The sequence below is a fragment of the Streptomyces sp. NPDC006259 genome, from assembly GCF_042870975.1.
In the GTDB taxonomy this organism is placed as follows: Bacteria; Actinomycetota; Actinomycetes; order Streptomycetales; family Streptomycetaceae; genus Streptomyces.
Genome location: NZ_JBIAHY010000001.1, coordinates 381310 through 396852 on the forward strand (window position 1 = coordinate 381310; position 15543 = coordinate 396852).

Here is a 15543-nt window from a genome sequence, read left to right on the forward strand (position 1 = left end):
ATGGCCGACGACCCCTTCCTCCTCGGCGGTACGGCGTACGCGTCCCGTCTGATCATGGGTACGGGCGGTGCGCCCAGCCTGGAGACGCTGGAGCGGGCGCTGGTGGCGTCCGGGACCGAGCTGACGACCGTCGCGATGCGGCGGGTGAACCCCTCGGTGCACGGGTCCGTGCTGTCGGTGCTCGAACGGCTCGGCATCCGGGTCCTGCCCAACACGGCGGGATGCTTCACGGCCGGGGAGGCGGTGCTGACGGCACGGCTGGCGCGGGAGGCGCTGGGGACCGATCTGGTCAAGCTGGAGGTCATCGCCGACGAGCGGACGCTGCTGCCCGATCCGATCGAACTGCTGGACGCGGCGGAGACGCTGGTCGACGACGGGTTCACGGTGCTGCCGTACACCAACGACGACCCGGTGCTGGCGCGGAAGCTGGAGGACGTCGGGTGCGCGGCGGTGATGCCGCTGGGGTCGCCGATCGGGTCGGGGCTGGGGATCCGCAACCCCCACAACTTCGAGCTGATCGTCGAGCACGCGCGTGTGCCGGTGATCCTGGACGCGGGGGCCGGTACGGCGTCGGATGTGGCGCTGGCGATGGAGCTGGGGTGTGCGGGGGTGATGCTGGCGTCGGCGGTGACGCGGGCGCAGGAGCCGGTGCTGATGGCTCGGGCGATGCGGGGGGCTGTGGAGGCGGGGAGGTGGGCGCGGCTCGCGGGCCGGATTCCCCGCCGTCGCTTCGCGGAGGCGTCGTCGCCCACGGATGGCCGCGCCGCCCTGGATCCGGAACGCCCGGCGTTCTGAGGACGGCGGCTGCCCGGCGGGCGGCGGGCGGCTGCCGGGCGGGATACGGCGCTTTCCCGACGCCCCCGCCAGGTGATCCGGTGCCGCAGTCCCGCACCGCCACCCCACCCGCGCGCCGCCCGTGACAGTCGGCCAAGAGGTGAGCCTCGCCCGCGCGGGCTCAGCGCCGCCGGCGGCCGACCGCCCGGGTCCCGCGACGGCTGGGCGAGCGCCGGCCGGGAGGGCCGCGGTGAAGGCCCGGAGGGGCGCAGGAGATGCCGGGCGGCCGGGAACACCGTCGGCGGCGCTCCGAACGGCACGGGCGTCGTCCGGTCGTCGCCCGGACGCCCGGAGAACGCGGGCTCGTCTGGTCGCCGCCCGGACGCAGCGAGGCGCGGGTAATGACCGGCCGGTCGGAGCTGCTGGGCGCGGGCGATGGCCGGTCGGTCGGAGCTGCTAGGTGGGGGCACTGACCGGGACGGTCGGAGGTGCTGGGCGCGGGCGATGGCCGGGACGGTCGGAACTGCTGGGCGCGGGCAACGACCGGTCGATCGGAGCTGCTAGGTGGGGGCACTGACCGGGACGGTCGGAGGTGCTGGGCGCGGGCGATGGCCGGGACGGTCGGAGCGGCTGGGTGGGGTTGCCGTGTCGGTCGGCGGTGTCGCTCGTCACAGGTCCGCTTCAGTCGCGCTGCGATACCGGTGTGAGCGGTGAGGGGTGTCGGTGCGGGCTCGTACACTCGCCTGCGTGGACACGACCCTTCAGGACCCTCTGGTCGGGCAGGTGCTCGACGGGCGTTATCGCGTGGACGCGCGGATCGCGGTCGGCGGGATGGCCACGGTCTACCGGGCCGTGGACACCCGCCTCGACCGAGTGCTCGCGCTCAAGGTGATGCACCCGGCCCTCGCGGCCGACGTCTCCTTCGTCGAGCGCTTCATCCGCGAGGCGAAGTCCGTGGCCCGGCTGGCCCACCCGAACGTCGTCCAGGTCTTCGACCAGGGGACCGACGGGTCGTACGTCTATCTCGCCATGGAGTACGTCGCCGGCTGCACCCTGCGTGACGTGCTGCGCGAGCGCGGCGCGCTCCAGCCCCGGGCCGCGCTGGACATCCTGGAGCCGGTCCTCGCCGCGCTGGGCGCCGCGCACCGGGCCGGTTTCGTGCACCGCGACATGAAGCCGGAGAACGTGCTGATAGGGGACGACGGCCGGGTCAAGGTCGCCGACTTCGGCCTCGTCCGCTCCGTGGACACCGTGACCAGCACCACGGGAGCCGTCCTCGGCACCGTCGCCTACCTGGCGCCCGAGCAGATGGAGCAGGGCACCACCGACGCGCGCGTGGACGTGTACGCGTGCGGGGTCGTGCTCTACGAGATGCTCACCGGCGACAAACCGCACGACGGCGACACCCCCGCCGTGGTGCTCTACAAGCACCTTCACGAGGACGTTCCGCCGCCCTCGGCCGCCGTCCCCGGCATGGCGCTCGCCCTGGACGAGCTGGTCGCCTCGGCGACCGCCCGCACCCCGGACGTCCGCCCGGCGGACGCCGTGGCCCTGCTCGCGCGGGTCCGCGAGGCGCGCGGCGCGCTCGACGAGACGCAGCTGGACGCGCTGCCGCCGCAGGCCCTTGCCGCGGACCGCGACATCGCGGAGGACCGCACCAGCGTGATCCCGCGCTCGCTCACGATCCCGCGTCTCCTGCCGGTCGACGAGGACCACGACGTCCGCGACGGCGACCCGATGAACCGGACGTCCCGGTTCGCGGCGGAGCCCCCGCTGCCGCCCCGGCGCCGCCCGGTGCGGCCCCGCCGCGGGCTCGTCGCGATCGTCGCCGCCGTCCTGCTGGTGCTCGGTGTCGGAGCGGGCGTCTGGTACATCAACTCCGGCCAGTTCACGAAGGTCCCGGCGGTTCTGACGCGCACCGAGGCGCAGGCCAGGGACCGGCTGGAGGCGGCCGGTCTGGACGTCGGCGAGGTGAAGCACGCCTACAGCGACACGGTGAAGCGGGGCACGGTCATCAGCACCGACCCGGAGCCGGGCGCGCGTATCCGCGACAACGACTCGGTGACCCTCACGATCTCCGACGGCCCGGAGACCGTGAAGGTGCCGGATGTGCAGGGCTCCCGGCTGGACAGGGCCAAGGAGCTGCTGAAGTCCGACGGGCTGGAGCCCGGACTGGTCACCGAGGCGTTCAGCGAGGACGTCGGCAAGGGCTTCGTGATCAGCAGCAGCCCGCAGGCCGGCACGGAGCGGCGGGCGGGCTCCGCGGTCTCCCTCGTCGTCAGCAAGGGCGACCCGATCGACGTCCCGGACGTCACCGGCCAGGACCTGGACGACGCGCGAGCCGAGCTGGAGGAGGCCGGCCTGGTGGTGAAGGTCTCGGCCGAGGAGGTCACCTCCGAGTTCGACAAGGGCCAGGTCGCCGCCCAGTCGCCGGGCGCGGACAAGCAGGCCGCCGACGGCGACACGGTGACGCTGACGCTGTCCAAGGGGCCGCAGATGGTCGAGGTGCCGGACGTGGTGGGCGCGAGCGTCGACGACGCCAAGGACGAACTGGAGGAGGCGGGCTTCGAGGTGGAGGAGGACCGCGGCCTGCTGGGTCTGTTCGGCGACACGGTCAAGAGCCAGTCCGTGGACGGCGGCGACACGGCCCCCAAGGGATCGACGATCAAGATCACCATCCGGTAGCGCCGACGGCACCGCCCCGTCGTCGGCGAGGGTGCCGTCCGGTGACCGGCACATCGCCGCCCGCCATCGGCGACGGCGCCTCCGGTGACCTGGCGGTCCGGGCGGCATGACACCCTGAACGGGTGAGTCCTCAGCGCCCCCTCCCCTCCCGCAACCCCGTCGGCAGCCATGTCCCCGTGGCCGGCGGTCTGCATTCCGTGGGCCTGTCCTACGCCCGTGACATCGAGGCGGAGACCGTCCAGGTGTTCGTCGCCAACCCGCGCGGCTGGGCCACCCCGGCGGGCAACCCGGCGCAGGACGCGGCGTTCCGGGAGGCCTGCGCGGCCGAGTCGATCCCGGCGTACGTACACGCGCCGTATCTGATCAACTTCGGCTCGCACACCGAGGCGACGGCGGAGAGGTCGGTGGAGTCGCTGCGGCACTCGCTGCGCCGGGGGCGCGAGATCGGCGCGCTGGGCGTGGTCGTGCACACCGGGAGCGCGACGGGCGGGCGGGAACGGTCCGTGGCGCTGAAGCAGGTGAGGGAGTACCTGCTGCCGCTGCTGGACGAGTTGACCCATGACGACGACCCGTTCCTGCTGCTGGAGTCCACGGCCGGTCAGGGCGCCTCGCTCTGCTCCCGGACCTGGGACTTCGGGCCGTACTTCGAGGCGCTGGACGCCCATCCGAGGCTCGGCGTCTGTCTGGACACCTGCCACGTCTTCGCGGCCGGGCACGACCTGACCGGCCCGACGGGCATGCACCAGACCCTCGACCTGCTGGTGGACACGGTCGGCGAGGGCCGGCTGAAGCTGATCCACGCCAATGACTCCAAGGACGTGGCGGGCGCCCACAAGGACCGGCACGAGAACATCGGCGCCGGCCACATCGGCGAGGAGCCGTTCCGCGCGCTGATGACGCACCCGGCGACCGCCGGCGTACCGCTGATCATCGAGACGCCCGGCGGGAAGGAGGGGAACGTGGCGGACATGCAGCGGTTGAGGAAACTCCGGGACGGCTGATCCGCCCGGTCGGGGTTCCCCGATCGGGCCGAGCGGCCCCGCGGGGCATCCGCTTCCCGTCCGGGACAGCAACCGGTCCGCAACCGGTCCGGCCTCGGGGGCGTCGATGCGGCACGACGCGCACGGCACACAGGCTCACCGGCTCTCGCCGAGAGCACCGGGATCACAGCTCGGGGCCGTCCCCGGGTTCCTCCTGGTACGAGTAGCGCTGTTCCTGCCAGGGGTCGCCGATGTTGTGGTAGCCGCGCTCCTCCCAGAAGCCGCGGCGGTCGGCGGTCATGTACTCCACGCCGCGGACCCACTTGGGGCCCTTCCAGGCGTAGAGGTGCGGCACGACCAGGCGCACCGGGAAGCCGTGCTCGGCGGTGAGCAGTTCGCCGTCCTTGTGGGTGGCGAAGAGGGTGTGCTCGGCGGCGAAGTCCGACAGCCGCAGGTTGGAGCTGAAGCCGTACTCCGCCCACACCATCACATGGGTGACATCGGCCGCGGGCGGCACGGCCTCCAGGATGGTCCGGGCCGGGACACCGCCCCACTCGGCGCCGAGCATGCTGAATTTCGTCACGCAGTGCAGATCGGCCAGTACGGTGGTGTACGGAAGGGCCGTGAAGTCCTCGTGGTTCCAGCACCGCTTGTCACCGTCGGCGGTGGCCCCGAAGACCCTGAACTCCCAGCGTTCGGGCCGGAACTTGGGCACCGGGCCGTAGTGTGTGACGGGCCAGCCCCGCTGAAGTCGCTGTCCCGGGGGAAGCTCGGACGCTGCCGCTTCTCCTGATTCCCGCTCCACCGGATGACCCATGTCTCCATCCTGACAGACCCCGGCCGGTGCGAATGACCAGCCATGTCCAGAATCGGGCAAGTGCCACTAAGCATGGACTAACTTACTAAGTACGCACTTACTGGACGATCTTCGGCGCCGGTGAAATCATGCGGCGGCACTCTCCCGTTCCCCCGTGTGGAAGGAGCCTCTGCGATGCAGGGCGACCCCGAGGTCCTCGAGTTCCTCAACGAGCAGCTGACCGGTGAGCTGACCGCGATCAACCAGTACTTCCTGCACGCGAAGATGCAGGAGAACTTCGGCTGGACGAAGCTCGCGAAGTACACGCGGCACGAGTCGTTCGACGAGATGAAGCACGCGGAGGTCCTGACCGACCGCATCCTGTTCCTCGACGGCCTGCCGAACTACCAGCGGCTGTTCCATGTGCGCGTGGGCCAGACGGTCAAGGAGATGTTCGAGGCCGACCGGCAGGTCGAGGTGGAGGCGATCGACCGCCTCAAGCGCGGGATCAAGGTGATGCGCGAGAAGGGCGACGTCACGTCGGCGAACATCTTCGAGTCGATCCTCGCGGACGAGGAACACCACATCGACTACCTCGACACCCAGCTGGACCTGGTGGAGAAGCTCGGCGAGGCGTTGTACCTCGCGCAGCTGATCGAGCAGCCGGAGAGCTGAGCCGGTCCGGCGGAACGGGATCGCGTCGGTGCAGGCGGCCTGAGCCGGTCCGGCCGAACGGGGTTCCGCCGGTTCAGGCGGTCCGAGCCGGCCCGGCGGCACGGCCTTCCGCGGGTTCAGGCGGCTTCGTCGAGTGCGGTGAGGACCGGCCGGGCCTGGTCGGCCACGTCACGGCGCGGGAAGGCGCCACGGCCGAGGATCGCCTGGATACGACGGACGCACGAGCCGCAGTCGGTGCCGGCCTTGCAGGCGGAGGCGATCTGGCGGGGCGTGCAGGCACCGTCGTCCGCATGCTGCTGGACCTGCGCTTCTGTCACCCCGAAGCAGCTGCAGACGTACACGCGGATTCACCTCCCGCCGAGATCGATAAGGCTAACCTAACCTTACCCGGCGCCCGGAGGCCACAAAAGTGCGGTGGGGCGCGGATCGTATGTGATCCGCGCCCCACGTCCGGTCCGGTAACGGGCGAACCCGCCACCGGCCCACTACGTCACCGGCCCGTCTACTGGTCCCGGTACATCTCGGCGACGAGGAACGCCAGGTCCAGCGACTGGCTGCGGTTCAGCCGGGGGTCGCAGGCGGTCTCGTAGCGCTGGTGGAGGTCGTCGACGAAGATCTCGTCGCCGCCGCCCACGCACTCGGTGACGTCGTCCCCGGTCAGCTCGACGTGAATGCCGCCCGGGTGGGTGCCCAGACCCTTGTGGACCTCGAAGAAGCCCTTGACCTCGTCGAGCACGTCGTCGAAGCGGCGGGTCTTGTGGCCGGAGGCCGCCTCGTAGGTGTTGCCGTGCATCGGGTCGGTGATCCAGGCGACGGTCGCGCCGGACGCGGTGACCTTCTCCACCAGCTCGGGCAGCTTGTCGCGGACCTTGTCGGCGCCCATGCGGACGATGAAGGTCAGCCGGCCCGGCTCACGGTCCGGGTCGAGACGCTCGACGTACTCCAGCGCCTCCTCGGCCGTCGTCGTCGGGCCGAGCTTGATCCCGACCGGGTTGCGGATCTTCGAGGCGAACTCGATGTGCGCGTGGTCCAGCTGGCGGGTGCGCTCGCCGATCCACACCATGTGCGCCGAGACGTCGTACAGGCGACCCGTGCGGGAGTCGACCCGGGTCAGCGCCGACTCGTAGTCCAGCAGCAGCGCCTCGTGGGAGGAGTAGAACTCGACCGTCTTGAACTCCTCCGGGTCCGTCCCGCAGGCGTGCATGAAGTTGAGCGCCTGGTCGATCTCGCGGGCCAGCTGCTCGTAGCGCTGCCCGGACGGGGACGACCTCACGAAGTCCTGGTTCCAGGCGTGGACCTGGCGCAGGTCGGCGTAGCCGCCGGTGGTGAAGGCACGCACGAGGTTCAGCGTGGAGGCGGACGCGTGGTACATCCGCTTCAGGCGCTCGGGGTCCGGGATGCGGGCCGCCTCGTTGAAGTCGAAGCCGTTGACCGAGTCGCCGCGGTAGGTCGGCAGCGTCACGCCGTCGCGGGTCTCGGTGTTCTTGGAGCGCGGCTTGGAGTACTGGCCCGCGATCCGGCCCACCTTCACGACCGGCACCGAGGCCGCGTACGTGAGGACCGCGCCCATCTGGAGGAGGGTCTTGAGCTTGTTGCGGATCTGGTCGGCCGACACCGCGTCGAAGGCCTCGGCGCAGTCGCCGCCCTGGAGCAGGAACGCCTCTCCCTTGGCGACGGCCGCCAACCGGGCGCGCAGCTGGTCGCACTCGCCCGCGAAGACGAGCGGCGGATACGACTCAAGGTCCGCGATCACTGCGCGCAGAGCCTCGGTGTCGGGGTACTCGGGCTGCTGCGCCGCGGGCAGGTCTCGCCAGGTGTTGCCAGCGCTCGCGCTGGTCTTCGCGTTCACGGTCACGCATCCAACATTACGGGGTCATGTCGAGTGATTTTCGTGCGGCTCGACAGGTGAGACGCCGGGGCGCTCGGCTGCGCGTGGGGTAGGGTGCGTCGCATGTTCGCGCTTTCGACCCAGAACTGGTGGTGGACCGCTCATCCGGCGGCCCACTGACTGCGCGTACGCAACACTTCGCGAAGGCCGCCCGAGGGGGCGGCCTTCGGCGTTTCCGGGCCCGGCCGTCCCTCTCGACTCTCCCTGCCGAGAAGGACACGGTTCCCATGCATCTGCTCGACCTGCTGGCCGATTCCCGCCCGTTCGCCCTGCTGCGCCGCCGCACGCCGGGCCGCGCCACCGAGGACGGCGCCACCGTCGAGCTGCTCCTCGGCCCGGTCGCCGTGCGCAAGCGGCTCATCGACCTGCCCGACGAGGGTCTCGCGCTGGTGCCCTTCCGTCAGATCAGGGAGCGCGGCTTCGACGTCCGTGACGACGGCACGCCGCTGTCGGTGCTGATCCCCGAGGAGCGGTACGAGATCCCGCTCGCCGAGGCGCTGGAGCAGCTCCCCGCGCACGAGGTGCGGGTCGAGGGCGGCGGCTTCGACGTCGGCGACGAGGCGTACGCGGAGATCGTCGGGCGGGTGCTGCGGGACGAGATCGGGCGGGGCGAGGGCGCGAACTTCGTCATCCGGCGGACGTACGAGGGCACGCTCCCGGGGTTCGGCAGGGCCGACGCCCTCGCGCTGTTCCGGCGGCTGCTGGAGGGTGAGCGGGGCGCGTACTGGACGTTCGTCGTGCACACCGGGGACCGCACGCTGGTGGGCGCCAGTCCCGAGGTGCACGTGCGGATGTCGGGCGGCACGGTCGTGATGAACCCGATCAGCGGGACGTACCGCTACCCCGCCGAGGGGCCGACGTCCGAGCGCCTGCTGGACTTCCTCGCCGACGGCAAGGAGATCGAGGAGCTGTCGATGGTCGTCGACGAGGAACTGAAGATGATGTGCACCGTCGGTGACATGGGCGGCGTGGTGGTCGGGCCGCGGCTGAAGGAGATGGCGCATCTCGCGCACACCGAGTACGAGTTGCGCGGGAAGTCCTCGATGGACGTGCGGGACGTGTTGAAGGAGACGATGTTCGCGGCGACCGTCACGGGTTCGCCGGTGCAGAACGCCTGCCGGGTCATCGAGCGCCACGAGGTCGGCGGACGCGGCTACTACGGGGCCGCGCTGGCGCTGATCGGGCGGGACTCCGGCGGGGCCCAGACCCTGGACTCCCCCATCCTCATCCGCACCGCCGACATCGACGCGGCCGGCCGGCTGCGGGTGCCGGTCGGGGCGACACTGGTGCGCGGTTCGGACCCCGCGGGCGAGGTCGCGGAGACGCACGCGAAGGCGGCGGGCGTGCTGACCGCCCTGGGCGTACGGCCGGGAAGGCCGCGGAGCCCGCGGGCGCGGGCCCGGCTGGCCGACGATCCCCGGGTGCGGGCGGCGCTGGACGGACGCCGGGCGTCGCTGGCGCCGTTCTGGCTGCGGATGCAGGAGCGGTCCCGGGAGCTGACCGGGCACGCCCTGGTGGTGGACGGCGAGGACACCTTCACGGCCATGCTCGCGCACGTCCTGCGCTCGTCCGGGCTGGAGGTCACCGTCCGGCGCTACGACGAGCCGGGGTTGCGGGCGGCGGCGCTCGCGCACGAGGGCCCGGTCGTGCTGGGCCCGGGGCCGGGCGACCCGTCGGACCTGTCCGACCCCAAGATGCGGTTCCTGCGGGAGCTGACCGCGCGGGTCCTGCGGGACCACCGGCACGGGGTGCTGGGCGTGTGCCTCGGGCACGAGCTGATCGCGGCGGAGCTGGGGCTGGACATCGTACGGAAGGAGGTGCCGTACCAGGGGGCGCAGACGCGGGTGGAGCTGTTCGGGCGGGAGGAGACCGTCGGGTTCTACAACAGCTTCGTGGCGCGGTGCGACGACGACGCCCGGCGGGAACTGACCGCGCGCGGGGTGGAGGTGAGCCGGGCGGCGAACGGGGAGGTGCACGCGCTGCGCGGACCCGGGTTCGCCGGTGTGCAGTTCCATCCGGAGTCGGTGCTCACGCTGGACGGGGCGGCGATCGTGCGGGAGCTGATGGGTCAGCTGCGGGGCACCGGCACGTTCTCCGAGCGACGGCCCGCGCGGTAGTCCAGGACGTTGCCCACCGTGGCCCGGACGGTTCGGCCGGCGGCCTCCTCGGTGCGGGACGCCTGGTGCGAGGTGTCCCGGCCGTCGGGGAAGGCGACCAGGCGGGCCAGGGTGTCGTACGAGACGGCGGCCAGGGACTCGTCGAGGAGGAACGGGCCCGCCTCGCGCCTCGTGGACGTCCGGTCCGACGCCCGTGAAGCGGCCCTCGCGCAGTGCGGCGACGAGGGCCGCGGGGTCGACGGGGCCCCGCCGGGCGACGGTGTCACTCGTCGTCGAGGCCGCGCTCTATCGCGTACCTGACCAGCTCCACCCGGTTGTGCAGCTGGAGCTTGCCGAGGGTGTTCTGCACGTGGTTCTGGACCGTGCGGTGCGAGATCACGAGGCGTTCGGCGATCTGCTTGTAGCTCAGCCCCTTGGCGACCAGGCGCAGCACCTCGGTCTCGCGGTCGGTGAGCCGGGGCGCGTCCGGTTCGTCGGGGCCGGAGCCCGGGCCGGGGTCGGACGCCAGCCGCCGGTACTCGCCCAGCACCAGCCCGGCCAGGCCAGGCGTGAACACCGGGTCGCCGACGGCGGTACGGCGCACCGCGTCCAGCAGTTCCTCCGTGGACGCCGACTTCAGCAGATAGCCGGTCGCCCCCGACTTCACCGCTTCCAGCACGTCGGCGTGCTCGCCGCTCGCGGAGAGCACCAGGACGCGCAGCGCCGGATCGGCGGCGACGACCTCCTTGCAGACCTGGACGCCCGGCTTGGCCGGCAGGTTGAGGTCCAGGACGAGGACGTCGGGCGAGGTGGCCCGGGCGCGGCGGACGGCCTGCTCGCCGTCGCCCGCGGTGGCGACCACGGTGAAGCCGGACTCGGCGAGGTCACGGGCGACGGCCTCGCGCCACATGGGGTGGTCGTCGACCACCATCACCTTGATCGGGCCCTGTTCGCTGCTCATCGCGTACCTGCCTTCCCCCGCTCGACCTGCTGTTTCGGTACCGTCAGTTCGACCTCGGTGCCCTGCCCCGGCGTCGACACCAGCTCGGCCCCGCCGCCCAGGTCACGCAGCCGGCCCCGGATCGACTGGGCGACCCCGAGCCGCCCCTCGCCCGCCGCCTGCGCCAGCCGGCCCTCCGCGATCCCCGGCCCGTCGTCCCGTACGGTCACGATCACCGCGTCGGGCTCGTCCTCCACCAGGATCCACGCCCGCGCCCGCTCCCCGGCGTGCTCGCGCACGTTGTCCAGCGCGGCGCCGACGGCCGCGGCCAGTTCCCGCGCGGCGGCCGGCGCCAGCAGCACCGGGGCGCCGGGCTCGGCGAGACTGACCCGGGCGGCGGCGAAGGGGGCGAGCAGCGCGCGCAGATCGACCGGGCCGTCCGTCTCGTCGTCGCCTTCGTCCACCGCGACGACCAACGCTCCCGCGGCGGCGTCCCGCGACACCCTGGAGACCGGGACGAGGCCGGCGGAGACGAGGGTGCGCAGGGCGACCTCCTGCTCGCCGGCCATCCGGCCCAGCTCGGCCGCCTCACCGCCGATGACCGCGCCGCGTCGCTGCACCATCGCGAGCACCTGGAGCACGCTGTCGTGGATGTCGCGGGCGAGCCGCTCCCGCTCGCGGGTCGCGGCCTCGATCTCCAGCGCGCGGGCCAGGGTGCGCTCGGAGGCGCGGGCGACCTCGACGACGTAGCCGATGGCGATGGAGGCGACCCAGACCAGGATGACGTTGTGGACGGTGTCGCGGGTCGGGTGTCCGCGCTCGATCAGGTTGGCGACGGCGACCGGCGTGGAGGCGAACGCGGCCCAGCGCCAGCCGCCCTTGATGGCGAACGCCAGGACCGAGCCCGCCGTCCATATCGACGGCAGGGTGGGACCGCTCTCCAGGATGTGCCGGTCGTTGACGACGAGCGGGGTCAGCACGATGCCGGTGAGCGCGACGAGGAGGTCGGCGGTGAGGAAGCGCTTGGTGCACGCCGTCGCGTTCTGCACGAGGGGCAGGGTGGCGAGTGTCCAGCCGCACAGGACGGCGAAGTAGGCGACGGCGATGCCCGGCCTGTCGTAGTCGTCGTAGGCGGCGGCGAACAGGCCGACCGCGTACAGCATGGTCAGCACCCGGTAGGCGGTGAGCGCACGCCACAGCGGCAGCTCGACCGACATCCTCATGACTCTCTCGCGCTTCGGCACTTCCCCCACCCCCCGTGAGCCCGACCGTCGTCTAGGGCTCGGTCCTCTCGGACTTCTCCTTCTTCGCCTGGTCCTTCTCGGCCTGTGCGAGGGCCGCCTTCGCGGCCTTCTCCGCTTCCCTGTCGGCCTTCGCCGCCTCCGCGATCCGCCGCTTGGCGGCCGTCGCGTAGATGTCGACGTACTCCTGGCCGGAGAGCTTCATGATCTCGTACATGACCTCGTCGGTCACCGCGCGGAGCACGAAACGGTCGTGTTCCATGCCCTGGTAGCGGCTGAAGTCCAGTGGCCTGCCGATGCGGATGCCGGGCCGCATGATCTTCGGCATCACCTGGCCGGGCGGCTGGATCTTCTCCGTGTCGATCATCGCGACCGGGATGACCGGGGCGCCGGTGGCGAGCGCCACGCGCGCCAGGCCGCCCGGTTTGCCGCGGTAGAGCCGGCCGTCCGGCGAGCGGGTGCCCTCCGGGTAGATCCCGAACAGCTCGCCGCGCTCCAGCACGTCCATGCCGCTCCTGATCGCCGCCTCACCCGCGCCGCGGGCGCCGGAACGATCCACCGGGAGCTGGCCGACACCTTTGAAGAAGGCCGCCGTCAGCCGGCCCTTCACACCGGGCGTGGTGAAGTACTCGGCCTTCGCGATGAACGTGACCTTGCGGTCGAGCACCGCGGGAAGGAAGAACGAGTCCGAGAAGGAGAGGTGGTTGCTCGCCAGGATCGCGGGGCCCTCGGCGGGCACGTTCTCCAGGCCCTCCACCCAGGGCCTGAAGATCATCTTCAGCGGCCCCCCGACGGAAACCTTCATCGCGCCGTACAACAACCGAGTGCCTCCCGTAAGTGTCGCTCAGACCTTAACCCGGAGTGGTGGCCAAAGGCTCCGACGACCCTGGTCGGTGTCAGTGCGGTCGCGTACGGTGAACACCACGTCCGTCCCCTCGAGAACGACGAAGACAGGAGACCGAAGGTGCCGGTCCTCCCTGGAGCCGAGCCGTACCGCCACGACGGCGGGGAGGTCGGGATCCTCCTCTGTCACGGCTTCACCGGCTCCCCGCAGTCGCTGCGCCCCTGGGCGCGGTATCTGGCCGGGCACGGCCTGACCGTCTCGCTGCCCCTGCTGCCGGGCCACGGCACGCGCTGGGAGGACATGGCGCTCACCGGCTGGCCCGACTGGTACGCGGAGGTGGACCGCGAGTTGCGCGTGCTGCGCGAGCGGTGCGCGCGGGTGTTCGTGGCCGGGCTCTCGATGGGCGGCGCCCTGGCCCTGCGGCTCGCCGCGCGGCACGGCGACGCGGTCGAGGGTGTCGTGGTCGTCAATCCGGCGAACAAGGTGCACGGCCTGTCCGCGCGCACGCTCCCGGTGGTCCGTCATCTCGTGCGCACGACGAGGGGGATCGTCAGCGACATCGCCGAGGAGGGGGCCCTGGAAACCGGGTACGACCGGGTGCCGCTGCACGCGGCGCACTCCCTGCGGGCCTTCCTGCGACGGGTCGACGGAGAACTGCCGCAGGTCACCCAGCCGCTGCTGCTTCTGCGCAGTGTGCGGGACCATGTGGTGCCGGCCGCCGACGCGGCCCGGATCCTGAGCCGGGTGTCGTCGACGGACGTGACCGAGGTCCTGCTGGAACAGAGCTACCACGTCGCGACGTTGGACCACGACGCGGACCGGATCTTCGCGGAGACTCTCGCGTTCATCGGCCGGCTCGCACCCAGTGTCGGCAAGGAAGGGACGACCGCAGGTGGCTGAGCACGACTCCGACCGCGAGGACCGCGAAGACCGCGAGGACCGCGAGGACGGCCGCGACCACGAGCCGGAGCAGAGCGTGCCCTTCGACGAGGACGCCGCGTGGGCGGCGATCGTCGCGGGGTACGGCGACGAGCCGGTGGACCCGCCGGGCGCCAAGCCGTTCAAGTCGGTCGAGGACCTGGCGCTCCTGGAAGTGGAGACCAACGACGAGAACCCGGCGTCCGGCACACCGGCGGGCGTCGGCGTCCCGGACGAGCCCGGTGAGGAGAAGAAGCCGGCCAAGCCGCTGGGCAGTTCGGTCTCCTTCGCCCCCGGTGTCGGGCCGCGCGACCACGCGCCGGCCGAGCCCGCCGAGACGGACCTCGACGCGGAGGACGAGGGCCACTTCGTGCCGCCCGAGCCGCCACCGCTGCCCGACGCCGACACCACGGCCAAGTTCGCCTGGCTCGGGGTGACCGGCGGCCCGATCCTGCTCCTGCTGGCGATCCTGCTCGGCTGGGACATGACGTGGTGGCTGACGACCATCTGCGTCGGTGGCTTCCTCGGCGGGTTCGCCACCCTGGTGATGCGCATGGACCCGGACGACGAGGACGACGACGATCCAGGGCGCGGCGCGGTGGTCTGAGCGCCGCCCGGCGCGGTGGTCTGAGCGCCGCCCGGCGCCGTGCGCCCGCGGCACGAGGGCCGCTTCTTCCCTCGCGCCGCCCGGCGCCGCGCCACGAGGGCCGCGTCACCTTTCGCGCCGTCCCGCCTCGGAGGGCCTCACCATCCGGGGCGCCGCCCCGGACTTCGTCCGGCGGTCGGGGGCTCAGACCGCGGGCACCCGCAGGGCCGCCAGGACGGGCAGGTGGTCCGTGGCGGTCCTCAGGTCCATGTCCGTGACGCCGGGGAGGCCGAGCGGCACCCCGCACCCCAGGACCTCGACGCCCTTCGTCGCGAGGATGGCGTCGATGCGGCGGTCCGGGGCGGCGGGCGGGAAGGTGTTGTCGCCGCCCCACGGCGTCGTCGTACGGCAGTCCTGGAGTGTGGCGGTCAGGCGGGTGAAGGTCCGTCCGCCGGGGCGCTCGTTGAGGTCGCCGCCCGCGATCGCGTGCTCCACGCCCAGCCCGGCGAGCCGGTCGAGGAGCGCCCCGGCCTGTTCGTACCGCTCGGCCCCGTCCAGGCTGAGATGGCAGCTGAGGACGCCGAGGCGGGCGCCCCCGAACCGGACGACCGCGGTGGCGAAGCCCCGTCGGTGGTGTCCGGGGACGAGGGGCAGGAGTACGTCCTCGGTACGCTCGACGGTCGCCCGCAGCGAGCAGAGGACGGCAGGGCCCGCGGCCGTACCGCCGCCGGTGAGCACGACCTGCCCGGAGGCGGCCGCGAGCCGGGCGAGCTTCTTGCGCCAGCGGAAGAAGCGGGGGGCCTCCTGGACCAGGACCAGGTCGGGTGCGCAGGCGGTGATCACCCGGGCCAGGGCGGCGGTGTCGTCCCGCATCGAGCGGACGTTGTAGCTGAGGACGCGGATCACGGCGGAGCCGTCGGGTTCCGTACGGGGCTCGGGGAGCGGCGGGAGCGTCACCATGCCGTCACGATACGTGCTGATCGCCCGGAGGGCCGCCGACTTCGCGCCCGCGGTCACGACGGCGAGGCGCCCACTCGAGGTCGCCGTCCACCTCCACGCACCCGTCGGCGCCCGCCGGTGGGGCGTCGAACGGGGCGGCGGTCTCGGCCGGGAACGCCCC

Annotated in this window: 15 protein-coding genes and 1 pseudogene; 8 read left to right on the forward strand and 8 right to left on the reverse strand. The window is 72.3% G+C overall.

Translation table 11 applies throughout. The features are described from left to right. The 3 genes from ACFYO5_RS01715 (at position 1) to ACFYO5_RS01725 (ending at position 4460) form a co-directional block, all read left to right on the forward strand. Positions 1-795, forward strand: a complete 795-nt coding sequence (locus tag ACFYO5_RS01715) for a thiazole synthase (RefSeq protein WP_356558971.1) — start codon at positions 1-3, stop codon at positions 793-795. 726 nt (positions 796-1521) lie between these two features. Continuing rightward, the gene (gene pknB / locus ACFYO5_RS01720) at positions 1522-3459 is read left to right on the forward strand and encodes a Stk1 family PASTA domain-containing Ser/Thr kinase (protein ID WP_388702994.1); all 1938 of its coding nucleotides are present in this window, start codon (positions 1522-1524) and stop codon (positions 3457-3459) included. Positions 3460-3581: 122 nt separating this feature from the next. Beyond that, the gene (locus ACFYO5_RS01725) at positions 3582-4460 is read left to right on the forward strand and encodes a deoxyribonuclease IV (RefSeq protein ID WP_356558975.1); all 879 of its coding nucleotides are present in this window, start codon (positions 3582-3584) and stop codon (positions 4458-4460) included. Between the two features lie 163 nt (positions 4461-4623). Here ACFYO5_RS01725 and ACFYO5_RS01730 read toward each other — a convergent pair whose 3' ends face one another. Next, positions 4624-5256 carry a sulfite oxidase-like oxidoreductase gene (locus tag ACFYO5_RS01730; protein ID WP_388702997.1) on the reverse strand — a complete coding sequence of 211 codons (633 nt, stop codon included), beginning with the start codon at positions 5254-5256 and terminating at the stop codon, positions 4624-4626. A gap of 174 nt (positions 5257-5430) precedes the next feature. On the opposite strand from ACFYO5_RS01730, the gene bfr reads away from it, so the two are divergent. Then, entirely contained in the window at positions 5431-5910 is a 480-nt protein-coding gene (gene bfr, locus ACFYO5_RS01735) for a bacterioferritin (RefSeq protein ID WP_356558979.1), read from the forward strand. Positions 5911-6026: 116 nt separating this feature from the next. Here the strand turns inward: bfr and ACFYO5_RS01740 are convergent, their stop codons facing one another. Continuing rightward, entirely contained in the window at positions 6027-6251 is a 225-nt protein-coding gene (locus ACFYO5_RS01740) for a bacterioferritin-associated ferredoxin (protein WP_388703002.1), read from the reverse strand. Positions 6252-6412: 161 nt separating this feature from the next. Then, positions 6413-7765 (reverse strand): class II 3-deoxy-7-phosphoheptulonate synthase, encoded by a 1353-nt coding sequence (locus tag ACFYO5_RS01745; protein WP_356558983.1) that lies wholly within the window; start codon positions 7763-7765, stop codon positions 6413-6415. A 96-nt stretch (positions 7766-7861) separates the two neighbouring features. On the opposite strand from ACFYO5_RS01745, the gene ACFYO5_RS01750 reads away from it, so the two are divergent. After that, a complete protein-coding gene (locus ACFYO5_RS01750) occupies positions 7862-7918 on the forward strand; it encodes a trp operon leader peptide (protein WP_078912442.1) in 57 nt (18 codons plus the stop codon). A 107-nt stretch (positions 7919-8025) separates the two neighbouring features. Then, on the forward strand, positions 8026-9915 hold the full coding sequence (locus ACFYO5_RS01755; protein ID WP_388703005.1) for an anthranilate synthase family protein: 1890 nt from the start codon (positions 8026-8028) through the stop codon (positions 9913-9915). Here the strand turns inward: ACFYO5_RS01755 and ACFYO5_RS01760 are convergent. The 4 genes and pseudogenes from ACFYO5_RS01760 to ACFYO5_RS01775 form a co-directional block, all read right to left on the reverse strand. Then, positions 9867-10170, reverse strand: a pseudogene (locus ACFYO5_RS01760) (2-hydroxyacid dehydrogenase); the annotation flags it as partial. The gene ACFYO5_RS01755 and the pseudogene ACFYO5_RS01760 overlap by 49 nt on opposite strands. Positions 10171-10177: 7 nt before the next feature. Beyond that, complete coding sequence (locus ACFYO5_RS01765) at positions 10178-10855, reverse strand: response regulator transcription factor (protein WP_356558987.1); 678 nt, start codon at positions 10853-10855, stop codon at positions 10178-10180. Then, the gene (gene macS, locus ACFYO5_RS01770; protein ID WP_388703008.1) at positions 10852-12078 is read right to left on the reverse strand and encodes a MacS family sensor histidine kinase; all 1227 of its coding nucleotides are present in this window, start codon (positions 12076-12078) and stop codon (positions 10852-10854) included. Before macS ends, ACFYO5_RS01765 begins: the two co-directional genes overlap by 4 nt. Positions 12079-12109: 31 nt before the next feature. Then, on the reverse strand, positions 12110-12880 hold the full coding sequence (locus tag ACFYO5_RS01775; RefSeq protein ID WP_356558991.1) for a lysophospholipid acyltransferase family protein: 771 nt from the start codon (positions 12878-12880) through the stop codon (positions 12110-12112). 159 nt (positions 12881-13039) lie between these two features. Here ACFYO5_RS01775 and ACFYO5_RS01780 point away from each other — a divergent pair, with 159 nt between their 5' ends. Further along, positions 13040-13819, forward strand: coding sequence for an alpha/beta hydrolase (locus ACFYO5_RS01780; RefSeq protein ID WP_388703011.1), 780 nt, complete (start codon positions 13040-13042; stop codon positions 13817-13819). After that, the gene (locus ACFYO5_RS01785) at positions 13812-14444 is read left to right on the forward strand and encodes a hypothetical protein (RefSeq protein ID WP_388703014.1); all 633 of its coding nucleotides are present in this window, start codon (positions 13812-13814) and stop codon (positions 14442-14444) included. The genes ACFYO5_RS01780 and ACFYO5_RS01785 overlap by 8 nt, the downstream gene beginning before the upstream one ends. A 183-nt stretch (positions 14445-14627) precedes the next feature. Here ACFYO5_RS01785 and ACFYO5_RS01790 read toward each other — a convergent pair whose 3' ends face one another. Then, entirely contained in the window at positions 14628-15383 is a 756-nt protein-coding gene (locus ACFYO5_RS01790; RefSeq protein ID WP_388703016.1) for an endonuclease/exonuclease/phosphatase family protein, read from the reverse strand. Positions 15384-15543 lie beyond the last annotated feature (160 nt).

Bases quoted from the DNA above. Each gene is read 5' to 3' on its own strand.
- bfr (WP_356558979.1), top strand. From the start codon at position 5,431: ATGCAGGGCGACCCCGAGGTCCTCGAGTTCCTCAACGAGCAGCTGACC.
- ACFYO5_RS01755 (WP_388703005.1), top strand. From the start codon at position 8,026: ATGCATCTGCTCGACCTGCTGGCCGATTCCCGCCCGTTCGCCCTGCTG.
- ACFYO5_RS01715 (WP_356558971.1), top strand. From the start codon at position 1: ATGGCCGACGACCCCTTCCTCCTCGGCGGTACGGCGTACGCGTCCCGT.
- ACFYO5_RS01765 (WP_356558987.1), bottom strand. From the start codon at position 10,855: ATGAGCAGCGAACAGGGCCCGATCAAGGTGATGGTGGTCGACGACCAC.
- ACFYO5_RS01775 (WP_356558991.1), bottom strand. From the start codon at position 12,880: ATGAAGGTTTCCGTCGGGGGGCCGCTGAAGATGATCTTCAGGCCCTGG.
- ACFYO5_RS01730 (WP_388702997.1), bottom strand. From the start codon at position 5,256: ATGGGTCATCCGGTGGAGCGGGAATCAGGAGAAGCGGCAGCGTCCGAG.
- ACFYO5_RS01790 (WP_388703016.1), bottom strand. From the start codon at position 15,383: ATGGTGACGCTCCCGCCGCTCCCCGAGCCCCGTACGGAACCCGACGGC.